At 42.9% G+C, this 12,193-nt stretch carries 13 protein-coding genes; 12 read left to right on the top strand and 1 reads right to left on the bottom strand.

Annotated features, from left to right (window positions below; genetic code table 11):
- Positions 1–162 precede the first annotated feature (162 nt).
- The 6 genes from CGC50_RS06260 to CGC50_RS06230 all read left to right on the top strand — a co-directional run bounded on the left by CGC50_RS06260 (position 163) and on the right by CGC50_RS06230 (position 6,188).
- A complete protein-coding gene (locus tag CGC50_RS06260; protein WP_095910135.1) occupies positions 163–1,002 on the top strand; it encodes a hypothetical protein in 840 nt (279 codons plus the stop codon).
- A gap of 852 nt (positions 1,003–1,854) precedes the next feature.
- Entirely contained in the window at positions 1,855–2,769 is a 915-nt protein-coding gene (locus tag CGC50_RS06250) for an ABC transporter ATP-binding protein (RefSeq protein WP_095910133.1), read from the top strand.
- A 47-nt stretch (positions 2,770–2,816) separates the two neighbouring features.
- Positions 2,817–3,131: a hypothetical protein gene (locus tag CGC50_RS06245; RefSeq protein ID WP_095900794.1), complete on the top strand. Its 315-nt coding sequence runs from the start codon at positions 2,817–2,819 to the stop codon at positions 3,129–3,131.
- 83 nt (positions 3,132–3,214) lie between these two features.
- The gene (locus tag CGC50_RS06240) at positions 3,215–3,952 is read left to right on the top strand and encodes an ABC transporter ATP-binding protein (protein ID WP_095910132.1); all 738 of its coding nucleotides are present in this window, start codon (positions 3,215–3,217) and stop codon (positions 3,950–3,952) included.
- A 3-nt stretch (positions 3,953–3,955) separates the two neighbouring features.
- Positions 3,956–5,062 (top strand): ABC transporter permease, encoded by a 1,107-nt coding sequence (locus tag CGC50_RS06235; protein WP_095910131.1) that lies wholly within the window; start codon positions 3,956–3,958, stop codon positions 5,060–5,062.
- Between the two features lie 7 nt (positions 5,063–5,069).
- The gene (locus CGC50_RS06230; RefSeq protein ID WP_095910130.1) at positions 5,070–6,188 is read left to right on the top strand and encodes an ABC transporter permease; all 1,119 of its coding nucleotides are present in this window, start codon (positions 5,070–5,072) and stop codon (positions 6,186–6,188) included.
- Between the two features lie 57 nt (positions 6,189–6,245).
- On the opposite strand, the gene CGC50_RS14250 is transcribed toward CGC50_RS06230, so the two are convergent.
- Positions 6,246–6,371, bottom strand: coding sequence for a hypothetical protein (locus CGC50_RS14250; RefSeq protein WP_262482351.1), 126 nt, complete (start codon positions 6,369–6,371; stop codon positions 6,246–6,248).
- 159 nt (positions 6,372–6,530) lie between these two features.
- On the opposite strand from CGC50_RS14250, the gene CGC50_RS06225 reads away from it, so the two are divergent.
- The 6 genes from CGC50_RS06225 (at position 6,531) to CGC50_RS06200 (ending at position 12,106) form a co-directional block, all read left to right on the top strand.
- Complete coding sequence (locus tag CGC50_RS06225; protein WP_232781208.1) at positions 6,531–6,803, top strand: type II toxin-antitoxin system HigB family toxin; 273 nt, start codon at positions 6,531–6,533, stop codon at positions 6,801–6,803.
- A gap of 4 nt (positions 6,804–6,807) precedes the next feature.
- Positions 6,808–7,017, top strand: coding sequence for an XRE family transcriptional regulator (locus tag CGC50_RS06220; protein WP_095910128.1), 210 nt, complete (start codon positions 6,808–6,810; stop codon positions 7,015–7,017).
- A gap of 42 nt (positions 7,018–7,059) precedes the next feature.
- Positions 7,060–8,409, top strand: a complete 1,350-nt coding sequence (locus CGC50_RS06215; RefSeq protein WP_232781207.1) for a hypothetical protein — start codon at positions 7,060–7,062, stop codon at positions 8,407–8,409.
- A gap of 158 nt (positions 8,410–8,567) precedes the next feature.
- Positions 8,568–10,268: a DUF4836 family protein gene (locus CGC50_RS06210; RefSeq protein ID WP_095910127.1), complete on the top strand. Its 1,701-nt coding sequence runs from the start codon at positions 8,568–8,570 to the stop codon at positions 10,266–10,268.
- Positions 10,269–10,274: 6 nt separating this feature from the next.
- Positions 10,275–10,907 carry an ABC transporter ATP-binding protein gene (locus tag CGC50_RS06205; RefSeq protein WP_232781206.1) on the top strand — a complete coding sequence of 211 codons (633 nt, stop codon included), beginning with the start codon at positions 10,275–10,277 and terminating at the stop codon, positions 10,905–10,907.
- A gap of 11 nt (positions 10,908–10,918) precedes the next feature.
- Positions 10,919–12,106 carry an FtsX-like permease family protein gene (locus CGC50_RS06200; protein WP_095910126.1) on the top strand — a complete coding sequence of 396 codons (1,188 nt, stop codon included), beginning with the start codon at positions 10,919–10,921 and terminating at the stop codon, positions 12,104–12,106.
- The last annotated feature ends 87 nt before the right edge of the window (positions 12,107–12,193 follow it).

Genomic DNA, 12,193 nt, shown 5'->3' with positions numbered 1-12,193 from the left:
TTGGCAAAATCGATAAATTGACAAATCAGAAAAATGAATAATATTACCCAGCAATTGGGCTAGCTGTACTAAAATACTTCCTGAAAGTATTATAATGTGGGTACTTATACTTCTATTGTGGTTAGGTACAAGAAGAAAAGAGAAAAATAAAACCTTTATACTATGATTTACATTGAACAATTTCAAACCCTTACTTCTATTCCTGAAAAACTCAACAGTGGGGATAAACTTATGACTCTTACCGATGAAGGACTCTCGGTAAAGAACACAAAAACAGGTAAAGAATACTTTATCAAAGGGGATGTGCTTCATTACGAAGAATCTCTAAATCATACCTACCTATGGTGTGCCTTATACAATGAGAATGAGACTTTTACTCTTATGGCTATTGATGAAAATGGCAAAACTATAGCCTCATTGGAGATGGAAGACCCTTTTGGTGCAGCGAGTTTATGGCTTACCCATCTGCCTAAAGAAAATGAAGTAACTATTTCCTTATTAGATGGTGCAGGTTGGTCAGAAAGTTACTATATTGCTTTAGAAGGTAATGAACTGAAAATCTATCAAAAACTGCCTGATAGCTACATATATATGTTTACTCTTGGCAATCGTTCCCTTCTTACTAACTTTGATGACAGACTGATGTTAGCTTCCTATCCCGATTTTGAGATACTAAAAGAAAAACAACTCTCTGATACTGACGGTGAGGGTATACTTAATATATGGCAAGTAGACGAGCATTTTGGTATTTTCTCCAGTACACAAGGAATATGGTATGCCTTTAGTTTAGATACCCTTGAGATTATTAGTGAATGCGTGATAAAAGGTTATGAGCCTATTATAGAGGGAGAATACTATTACTCACACATTGCAGCTCTTATTCCAACACCTGATAAGTTCCTTTTCGAGCATTGGAGTTACCAAGATAAAAAAGAAGAAAGCCAATGGTTTGCTGTGGATAAAGCCTATTTATCTACCCTTATCCAAAAATACCTAAACTAATATACCCCCAGCTGGTGCTAGTTTGTAGCTCGTGACACCCTATGGCAACCTACACGAACACAATGTCGCAAGCTATATAGCAACAAAAAGTAGTAACTTATAAGTCCTTGAACTGATGAATACCACAAAAAACAAACACCCTGAAAAAGACTTAAAAGACCAAGGGATATCCCCTGAAAAATTACTGAAAATAGCGCTGGTAGTGCTAATGATAGTACCACTTGGCTATTTTTTGTATATCACATTGGAGGAGTTTCCCCCTATTTTTAGTAGGGATACAGAGGAAATTATCCACTTCTTTTTTCCTATGATAGGGCTGATGGTGCTATTTGTACTATTTTTTACAATGAGACTCAAAAATCGTACCCTTTACAATCCATATGCAGAAGGAGAGTTACCTACTGTCATTAGGATCAAAGGCGTAAACAATAAAGTTTTTCAGGGTGTGTCATTTGTTTGTTATGTATGCTTTAATGTGTGGATATTACAGCATATTACTATGGGGAAACCTTTGTTAATTGCTATTTTAATAATTGGTATAGTTCTTTTCGCTTATAGTTTTATAAAGAATTACCCAAATACACTCTATACTTTAGAGATACGAAACGAGTCAATTTACTTTTTTTATAGGAGAACACTCAAGCAGACAATCCCTTTAAACCACATTCTCCATATATGTTTTTCCTTTATCAACGAAGGGATCGCTACGAGGGTATACCCTCAAATAAAGGTGTACACCTCCAAGAAAGAGTGCGTTTTACATATGAAATTGAGTCGTGACAATTATTATTTACTAAGAACCTTCTTTTCTCAGAAGCATATCAAACTTATAGACGATTATATCCTTGAAAAATGACAAGTATCACTATACATAATCTCAGCAAGTCCTACGGCGATATCCACGCCGTGCAACACCTTTCCTTAGAAGTTAAAAAGGGCGAACTTTTCGGGCTCATCGGTCCTGATGGGGCAGGCAAAACCACCGTCTTTCGTATGCTCACCACCCTCCTCTTGCCTGATGAGGGCACTGCAAGCATCGAGGGCTGGGATATCGTCAAAGATTATAAGGAAATCCGCAAGCACGTGGGCTATATGCCTGGGCGTTTCTCTCTGTACCAAGATCTCACTGTCGAGGAGAACCTCATCTTCTTCGCTACCGTTTTTGGTACGACTATTTCTGAGAATTACGACCTTATCAAAGATATTTACGAGCAAATAAAGCCGTTCAGCAACCGTCGCGCGGGCAAGCTCTCAGGGGGTATGAAGCAGAAGTTAGCTCTTTGTTGCGCTCTCATTCACAAGCCCAAAGTCCTTTTGTTAGACGAGCCCACCACGGGGGTAGATGTGGTTTCGCGCAAAGAGTTCTGGGAGATGCTGAAGAAACTGAAGGAGCAAGGTATCGGCATACTCGTTTCCACCCCTTATATGGACGAAGCCAGCCTATGCGACCGCATAGCCTTAATACAATCAGGCAAGGTGCTTTCCACCAGCACCCCCGAGCAAATCATCGCTCAGTACCCTACGGCACTCTATGCTATCAAGGCGTCCAATCTGTACGCACTGCTCCAGCACCTGCGCGAAGACCCCTACATTGATAGCTGTTACCCCTTTGGCGAGTACCTACACCTTACTCTCAAGGAAAACACCCACATTCCCATATTCGAGCAACAGCTGAAAACCACCTTCCCCCACCTCGATTGGCAGCACATCACCCCCACCATAGAGGACAGTTTTATCCGCCTAATGGAGGAAAAAGGGAATATATAAATTCTGAACCAAAACTTTGGCAAAGTTGAAATTAAAAAAGATAAACAATGAGCAAAATATGGAAAAATATTGTTGCTGAAACACAAGAAGAGGTAAAAGCAACCTTTAGTGAAGTATATGCTTCCTTAGATTTTGGAGCTTATATAGCCCCACAAGATTATTTTGTGTCTTATATTTTCGAGACAGAAGAAGCTTTAAATAAAGCAAAAGAGATAGGATTATTACAAAAAATAAGCAATTATCACAAACAATTACTACGCAAGAAGGAATACCCGGAAGAAGGTATAAAAGACTGTACTTTCGCCTCTCAAGAAGATTGTGATAAAGAATATAACGGAAATTGGTATTATTATTACAAATAAAAAGCACTCCTTCAATCGCTATCAATCCCCTTTATAAGTTGTCCCCTTTGGGGGAACGGGAGCTAATTTGCTAATTTAATAAAATGAACGCAATCCACTGTCATAACCTAACAAAGCAATTCGGCGATTTCAAAGCCGTGAACAAGATTTCCCTAACCGTTGAAAAAGGCGAAATCTTCGGTTTCCTCGGTGCCAACGGCGCGGGGAAAACCACCGCTATACGCATCTTCTGCGGACTCTCCTACCCTACTTCGGGCGAGGCTACTGTAGCAGGCTTCGATGTCTATCGAGAGCAAGAGCAGATTAAAAAGCACATCGGCTATATGAGTCAGAAGTTTTCGCTCTACGACAACCTCACCGTGCAGGAAAACATCACCTTCTACGGAGGTGTCTATGGCTTGAGTCGCAAGGAAATCAAAACCCGCAGTACCCAGCTTATCGCCAAGCTTGGCTTGGAGGCAGAAGCCAACAAACTCGTAGGTTCGCTACCGCTGGGCTGGAAACAGAAGCTCGCCTTCTCGGTGGCTATCTTCCACCATCCCGAAATCGTGTTCTTAGACGAGCCCACCGGTGGCGTAGACCCGATAACGCGCCGTCAGTTTTGGGATATGATATACGAAGCCTCGGCACAGGGCATCACTGTATTCGTTACCACCCACTATATGGATGAAGCCGAATACTGCCACCGCATCAGCATAATGGTAGACGGCAAAGTGGAAGCAATGGATACGCCCACCCGACTTAAATCACAGTTTAACACTCATTCAATGGACGAGGTTTTCTACCAACTCGCCCGTAAAGCAAAACGTTCAGCAGACTAAACAATGAAACAACTCATCGCCTTTATACGCAAGGAATTCTATCACGTATTCCGCGACCGTCGCACGCTACTCATACTCTTTGGTATCCCAATAGCGCAGATTATCCTTTTCGGTCAAGCCCTCAGCAGCGAGGTCAAGAACATTGGTATCGCTGTATTAGATGAGGCAAATAATACCTATAGCCAAGAAATTACACACCGCTTGCAGGCAAGTCCGTATTTTAAGCTAAAAGAGCCTCTGTACCATTACAATCAAGTAGAAGACCAATTCAAGCGTGGCACAATAAAAGCTGCGCTCATCTTCCCTCCCGATTTCGGCAAAGACCTCTACACCCCCAGTGGCACTCCCCTACAACTCATCACCGATGGGAGCGACCCCAACACGGCTAAAACGGTGCAAAACTACTTCTCAACTATGGTAGCTAGCTATCAGCAAGAGCTGAACCCTGCTGTACAACTACCCTACCAGATAACCGTTGAAAACCGAATGCTGTACAATGAGGAGCAGAATGGCTCTATGAACTTCGTTCCTGGGGTGATTGCGCTCGTCTTTATGATAGTGAGCACTGCCCTCACATCGGTAGCGGTGGTGCGCGAAAAAGAGTTAGGCACTATGGAAATCCTTTTGGTATCGCCTTTCAAACCTATAATGATACTCATTGCCAAAGCCGTGCCTTACCTTATTCTCTCGCTCATCAACTTCACCGTGATACTCCTGCTATCGGTCTATATGCTCGATGTCCCGATACGTGGCAATCTGCTGTTGCTGTACGCCGAAAGCACTTTGTTTATCATCATCTGTTTGTCGTTGGGGCTACTCATATCCACCGTTACTGCTTCACAACAAACGGCTATGCTCATCGCTATGATGGGAATGATGCTCCCTACGGCTTTCTTTACTGGCTTTATGTTCCCCATAGAGAATATGCCTCTTATCTTTCAGGGAATATCCAAAGTCTTCCCCTCTAGTTACTACTACGCTATCGTAAAGAAAGTAATGCTCAAGGGATTAGATTTCACTTACGTATGGAAAGAAACGCTGATATTAATAGCAATGGCGGTAATTTTCTTAAGCCTTGCAATGAAGAAGTTTAAGATTAGATTACAATAAAGAAGAAATGAAAGTATTAAGCTTTATACTCCAAAAAGAATTTAAGCAGATATTCCGAGATAAGACGATCTTGGCAATGATGCTTGTGGCGCCTATGATGCAGCTGATTATACTGCCTTTGGTTGCCAATTTCGACGTGAAGAATATCAATCTTGTGTATATCGACCACGACCAGAGTCCGTACTCGCACGAGCTCATACAGAAGATTACTGCGTCAGGGTACTTTAAGCTTGTAGATGCTCCTTTCTCTTATAAGGAAGGTATCGCCCTGATAGAAGATGGCAAAGCTGATGTAGTTTTGGAAGTCCCCGAAGGTTTTGAGCGCAACCTCGTACGCGAAGGAAAGCAACCTCTCGGTGTCTCTCTCGATGCCATTAACGGGAGTAAGTCGTCGTTAGGAGGGGCGTATTTGCTTTCGGTGATACGCGACTTCAACACTCAGCTCGATGTAAATGTAAAAACACCTCAGCGCATAGGTAATGTAGCCAAAATCGGGGTGGAGAGTACCCATTGGTACAATCCCTATATGCAATACACTCGCTATATTGTTCCAGGCATTTTAGCTATATTACTCACCATTATCGGGGGCTTTCTTTCAGCTCTCAATGTAGTTAAAGAAAAGGAAATAGGTACTATTGAGCAGATAAATGTAACACCTATCAAGAAGTGGCAGTTTATCTTGGGCAAGCTCACTCCTTTTTTGGTAGTAGGGTTAATCCTCTTCACCTTGGGGCTTGTGGTGATGTATGTAGTCTATGGTATCTTCCCCGCAGGGAATCTACTCACCTTATACGCCTTTGCGATAATGTACCTCATCGCAATTCTCGGCTTCGGACTGCTGGTCTCCACTTATGCTAATTCGCAGTTGCAAGCTATGTTTATTGCCTATTTCTTTATAATGATCTTCCTACTGATGAGCGGTTTCCTCACCAGTGTAGACAGTATGCCGGCGTGGAGTAGGCAGGTGAGCAACGCCATTCCGATAACCCATTTTGTGAATGCGATGCGCCTTATTGTGCTGAAAGGCAGTAGTTTTGCACAACTCAGTACTGAGTTCTTGTATTTAGTAGGCTTTGCTTTGCTGCTGAACAGCTGGGCAATTTGGAACTATAAGAAAACGAGTTAGCAGGAGAGTGAAAAGCGAAGAGTGAAAAATATCACTTGAACTATTAGTCATTAGTTACTAATCACTAATCTTGATTCCTCTAATGCCATATCTTACTCCCAAGCTATCTGTTATACGTCCAGAGAGTACCTCCTGTGCTCCGGCGACTAAGGGGAAACATAAAAGAAAAATAATTTTTTTCATATAAAAATTGGTTTTTTAAAAATAATAGGCAAAGATAGTAAAAAAACGTTATCCATACTGACTTTTATTTCATTTTTTCAAAAAAAATGTTTTGTGTATCAAAATATTTTATACCTTTGTATTCAAAAATAAATTAAGAGAATCATAGCTAAGAAAGCATTGGTTGATTTCTATACTCTTTATCCTGATGCGAAACTATCTTTGGAGGACTGGTATAGAAAAACAATAGATGCTCAATGGACATGTTTCGCAGATATAAAAAAGAGCTTTAACAGCGTAGATGCTGTAGGGAACAAACGTTTTGTTTTCAATATTAAAGGTAATCATTTCAGAATAGTGGCTCTTATACTATTTACACCTAAAATTCTGTATATTCGATTTGTAGGTACTCATAAGGAATATGATGATATAGAAAATATAGATAAAATATAAGATTATGATAAAAAATGAAACACAATACAACGCTATTATGAAGCGTATAGACCAACTTTTAGAAGTGGTTGATGATAATACCCCTGAGGATAATCCAGATTATATAGAATTAATGCTTCTTACAGACCTTGTGGAAAGCTATGAAGATGAGCATTATCCTATAGAAAAACCTCCTTTGGATGAAGTTGTTGCGTCTCATCTTGCACTAGTTTAGAAGTCTATGAACCTAAAACTCATAACCCAAAACTTAAAGCGAATGATGCCCGCCATTGTTTGGGTGCAGCTCATTGTCTTGGGGTTCTTCTTTTTATGTTTGGCAGGGGTCTATTGGCTGGATCCTTTTATTTGGTCTCTGACCAAAATAGAACCCTTTACTGCCCTTTCCAAGGTAGTGAACCCGCCTTTGCTTTCCTCCTTGGATGCGCTTATAGGTCATAGGTTTCACTATTCTGTTATTGCGGCTTTCTTAGTAGGGGTGTTACTTATAGGGATAAGTATCCTCATAGGCGCGGTAGTGACGAAGATTCGTCAGTTGCTAAAGAAAGAGCCGCTACCCCTGACTGAGTGGATGAAGGATATCCTTCTTTTTGAGGGAATCTTCTTGGGAGTCTTGGCTGTAGGAGCACTCTTCTGGACACTCTTCACCTCTTTTGACGATGCCCAAGATAGGGACAATTCTAGCTATATATTCTTTGCCCTGTTACCTATAACAGCCGTATTGTTTCTCTTAGGGCGCTTTCTTAGCAGAAAAGGCTATCGCCTTATGGGGATGAGCCTCTTAGGGCTCTTTGGCGTAGGCCTATTTTATGGGCTGGGAGTGAGTATCTATCTCTTTTTCAAGGGAGAACTCAATACCGATTACGATTATTTTGATCTGCTGCGTCGTCCCTCCGCCCAAGTGGTTGATGAGAGCCAGTATGACGGTAGCTATATAGGGCAAGAGCGCAAGACCTTTAGCGATACAGATACCGAAGATACTTACCAAAGAGAAGAAGTAAAAGCCCCTGAATGGGATTTTGTAGCATTCAATAAGGATTCCCTACAAAAGCTCCTAAATAATGAAGCCTATAAAAAGGTATACGATCTAAATGAATTTTTCATCAAAGAAGATGGGTATCTCTATCCTATGAGTATCTATGCAAAGGGAGATACCCTATCCAGAAAACAGCCTACACTCTATCATCTCCAGCACTATATAGACAGAGATAACAATAAGCTCCTTGCCTTTTGGTACTATTTTGGCGATAGTGTTATGGAGGCGATGTATCAAAGCGGGCAGTTAGGGGAAAATACCTATATGCACCGTACACTCAATGGACAAATAGCAGACCTATTGAATGTCTATGAGTTACAAGGAGAGAATGGCCAACTCTATAAGGACATTCTTGATGTGATGAATCGCTCTTCCTATATAGAAGACCATATAAAAGGGCTTAAAAAGGTATTCAAGGAGTACGATATCCCCGAGTTTGAAAGAGACTTAACGGATAGTAACAGCCCCAGTGATGGTTACGTCCGCTGGGTCTATACCTTTTGGGCACGACGCTTTGACGAAGGCAATACCGAAGCTGTCCTTACCATACTTAGATCTATGCAGGAGCAGTGAACAGTTGTCAGTGAGCAGTGAGCAGTTGTCAGTGAACGGTGAACAGAGAGCGGTGAACAGAGAGTGGTTGTCAGAAACTAATCACTTAGAATTAAAAAACTCAAAATTAAAAACTTAAAACTCAAAATTAAAAACTTAAAATTAAAAACTCAAAACTTATGAAGCGATTCTTACTTGGCTTAGTCCTTATCTTTTTGGCTTCTTGTTCTAAGCAGCCAGCCTCTTTGGCGCTGGTCCCCAGCGATGCCGCTTGGGTAGTCTCTATTGACTTTAAGTCACTCTACCAAAAAGCGGATATTGCTTCCACTGAGGACTCAGCGGAGTTCAAGCAGTGGATTGATAGTCTTTCCCTAACAGACAAGCAGCGGGATTTCCTTCGAGAGCTGCTCCGCAACCCAAGAAATTCAGGGATACGCTTTCGAGATCCTGTCTATTTATTCCAGTATGGACAACAAGGGGGCAATGGTATGGAGAACTATATCGGGATAGCGTGTGTCCTTTCGGATAAGAAAAAGTTTGAAAACACCCTCAATCAACTTTTTGCCTTGGCTAAAGAGGAAAAGAACCTTACCGAGGAAGGTGGCTATAAGTTGCTGAACCTATCTGAGGGTAAGTATACATTGAGTTGGGATGATGACAAAGTGCTCTTTCTGGGGGCAGAGGACGACAAGGGAGAGTCTTCCTCAGGCTTGCAAACCTTCCTGAAGGCCAAGCAACTCCGTTCCTTGGAGGCTAAAAAGCAAATCACAGCACTTAGTGGTTTTGGAGACTTCCTTCACGATCAGAAGGACATCAGTATATGGGTCAATGTAGCATCTGCTTACGCAACCTTAGATGAGAAGCTACCCTCCACTGCCGCCCTTTCCCCCTCGCTATTCAACCTACAACAGGGTACTTATCTCTATGCTACTTTGGATTTCCAAAAAGAGGCAATAGCCCTTTCAGCTCGTACCCTATACAACGAAAAATACCAAAAGCTCTTAGACAAACACCATATAGGAGATGCCTCTTTTAACAAAAAGCTTTTCAAGCATTTCCCAGAGAAAATGCCTATGGCAATCACAGGGGCGCTCAATGTGAAGCATTACTATGAGTTCCTCAAGGAAGCAGAACCCGAACTCGTCAAAGAAGCCGATATCAAGGAGTGGCTTGCTAAGAAAGACCTTCAGCTGGATAACCTCTTGAACCTCTTTGGAGGTAGTTTCGTCATAGCCTTGGAGGACTTCCAGACGGGTATGAGTATCCCTATCCCAGTAATAGGCGCTTGTTTTGAGGTCAATGATAAAAAAATCTTGGACAAGATGGTCGCTGAAGAGGGATCCTTTACCAAAGATGGTGACCGCTATAGCCTCAGTTTCTTCTTTGTAAATGTATATTTCGCCTACAACGACAAGGCCTTTTTCATAAGCAACTCCTCCGATGAGGTAGATGCCTTCCTCGCTGGGAAACGCAAAAATAACGCCTATAGTAGTTCCTTGGCCTCACAGGCAAGTAAGAATACCTTCTATGGATTTTTTAACTTGAATATGGATGACTATCCCTCCGTGTTCAAGAGGGCAATGAAGGCCGACGAACGTTCCCGCAACGAGGCTTCTCTTCAGTGGATGATAGACCATTCTAAGAACTTGGAAATCAAAGCTGATGCTAAGAAGAACACCGCTACCCTTATCTATCATATGAGGAATGTGAAGCGCAACAGCCTCTATAGCTTTCTTCAGTTTGCCAAGCAGGTCGATACAACTAAAGCCAACAAAGAGGATAAGGCCACCGAAGACGACAGCACATACGAAGATGATGGAGTATATGAAGAGGATTCCGCAACGGACGAAGATATCATAATCGAAAAAGATGAAGAATAAGCAATAATGGAACTCGTTCTACGCCATCTCAAGCCTACTTATATGGAAGAAGCCGAGCTACATCCCTCGGATATCTATCTGAGGGAGGGGGTCGTCTTTGCTCCAGCCAAGCGCTATCTTATTCGCGCTCAGTCGGGTAGGGGAAAGACCTCTCTTTTGAGTTTTATCTATGGGGATCGAGACACCTACGAGGGTACTATTACCTACGATGGAGTGGCTCGCCCCAAAGACCTCTTCTCGTACCGGAGCAACAAGCTAAGTTACCTCTTCCAAGACCTGCGTCTCTTCCCCTCGCTAACAGCCAAGGAGAATATACAGCTCAAGAACCGCTTGACGGGCTACTTTTCCTCTGAGCAAGTTAGCCAACTGCTCGAGCGGGTGGGGCTTGCTCATAAGGCAGATACTCCTTTGGCAGCTCTTTCCTTAGGACAGCGCCAGCGTGTGGCCTTCCTGCGTGCCTTAGCCCAGCCCTTCGAGGTGCTCCTCTTGGACGAACCTTTCAGCCATTTGGACGAGGCAAATACCCATCTGCTCTGTGAGCTCTTACAAGAAGAATGCTCCCAGAGAGGTGCTACATTACTAATGACCTCCTTGGAAGTCAATGACTTACTTAATTATGACCAAGTATTACAGCTCTAAATCCCTAAAGTATGCTCCATAAGCTCCAACGAAAAACCCTCCCCAAGGGACAGCTCTTGGGCTATGCTTTCGCCCTGATGGTTGCTGTGGTATTGCTCGGAGGCATCTGGCAGCTCTATAGGGATGTAAAGCCCTTGCTGGAGGAGCAGACGGATATTTTCTCAAACAACTATGCCGTGGTGACCAAGCCTATCTCCGCCATAGGCTCCCTCCAGAAGGAGATGATTTACTTTACCCCAGCCGAGCAGGAATCCTTACGACAAGAACCTTTTGTCAAGAGTATGGCACCCTTCTCAGTGGCTACCTTCAAGATCATGGCCTACACTCGTGAGAGTGAGGGAGAGTTCCCACTCTTCGCTACAGACCTTTTTTTTGAGAGCATCCCCGATAAGTATATCGATGTCAAGAGTGACCAATGGGAGTGGAATCCATCCCGCTCTTTTGTGCCTATTATCATCCCTGAGAATTACCTATCCCTTTATAACTTTGGCTTTGCTCAGAGCCAAGGCTTACCCGTACTCTCTAAGGGCTTGATAGACAAGTTCACCTTCGGATTGCGCCTCTCAGGCAATGGCAAGGAAGCGACCTTCTCCAGCCGTATTGTAGGCTTTTCTGCCAAGATCAATTCTATTCTTGTTCCTGAGGACTTTCTCTCTTGGGCAAACGCTACCTATGGGTCGCCTACCTCACAGGTATCACGCCTCTTGGTAGAGTTTCATGATCCTTCCCAAAAGGAAATCTTAGCTTATTTCAAGGCTCATAACTACACCATAGCCAAGGACGAGCTGGAGCTAAGTAAGATGCGTTTCTTTTTCTCCTCTGCCCTCTGGGTAGTGGTAGGGATCGCCCTTCTGATCCTTATCCTCTCGGTAGGAGTGGTAGTACTGAGCCTGCATTTGGTCTTGCAGCGCAACAAGGAACAGATCCATTCGCTGCTCTCCATAGGCTATACGCCCGCCCAGATCGCCCGCTATTACCAATGGGCAGTCAGTCTCTTCACCATCGGGGCGATAATTGCTGCCTTGTCTCTCTGCTATGGGTTGCGCAACCTCTATATGGCCAAGCTCTCCCAGCTCTTTCCTTTCACTCCCACAGGTTTTACCTTGCCCTTAGTCGCTTTCGCTTTGGCTATAGTGCTATGTGTGCTTTATAGTGTGATACTCGTTAGGGGAGTCAGAGGAGTGAAGAGAGAAGTGTAAAAAGAGAAGTGTTTTACTTGCTAATTATTTGTTAATATAGTTAAAATCTTAAGGAGAATATGCTACTTTTGTAACTTCCTATAAGGC

The sequence above is a fragment of the Capnocytophaga gingivalis genome, from assembly GCF_002302415.1.
In the GTDB taxonomy this organism is placed as follows: domain Bacteria; phylum Bacteroidota; class Bacteroidia; order Flavobacteriales; family Flavobacteriaceae; genus Capnocytophaga; species Capnocytophaga gingivalis.
Note: the sequence above shows the minus strand (reverse complement) of the source record. Positions and strands in the feature narration are given on the sequence as shown.

Coding starts and splice junctions, on each gene's coding strand:
- CGC50_RS06260 (WP_095910135.1), top strand. CDS start 163: ATGATTTACATTGAACAATTTCAAACCCTTACTTCTATTCCTGAAAAA.
- CGC50_RS06250 (WP_095910133.1), top strand. CDS start 1,855: ATGACAAGTATCACTATACATAATCTCAGCAAGTCCTACGGCGATATC.
- CGC50_RS06245 (WP_095900794.1), top strand. CDS start 2,817: ATGAGCAAAATATGGAAAAATATTGTTGCTGAAACACAAGAAGAGGTA.
- CGC50_RS06240 (WP_095910132.1), top strand. CDS start 3,215: ATGAACGCAATCCACTGTCATAACCTAACAAAGCAATTCGGCGATTTC.
- CGC50_RS06235 (WP_095910131.1), top strand. CDS start 3,956: ATGAAACAACTCATCGCCTTTATACGCAAGGAATTCTATCACGTATTC.
- CGC50_RS06230 (WP_095910130.1), top strand. CDS start 5,070: ATGAAAGTATTAAGCTTTATACTCCAAAAAGAATTTAAGCAGATATTC.
- CGC50_RS14250 (WP_262482351.1), bottom strand. CDS start 6,371: ATGAAAAAAATTATTTTTCTTTTATGTTTCCCCTTAGTCGCCGGAGCA.
- CGC50_RS06220 (WP_095910128.1), top strand. CDS start 6,808: ATGATAAAAAATGAAACACAATACAACGCTATTATGAAGCGTATAGAC.
- CGC50_RS06215 (WP_232781207.1), top strand. CDS start 7,060: ATGATGCCCGCCATTGTTTGGGTGCAGCTCATTGTCTTGGGGTTCTTC.
- CGC50_RS06210 (WP_095910127.1), top strand. CDS start 8,568: ATGAAGCGATTCTTACTTGGCTTAGTCCTTATCTTTTTGGCTTCTTGT.
- CGC50_RS06205 (WP_232781206.1), top strand. CDS start 10,275: ATGGAACTCGTTCTACGCCATCTCAAGCCTACTTATATGGAAGAAGCC.
- CGC50_RS06200 (WP_095910126.1), top strand. CDS start 10,919: ATGCTCCATAAGCTCCAACGAAAAACCCTCCCCAAGGGACAGCTCTTG.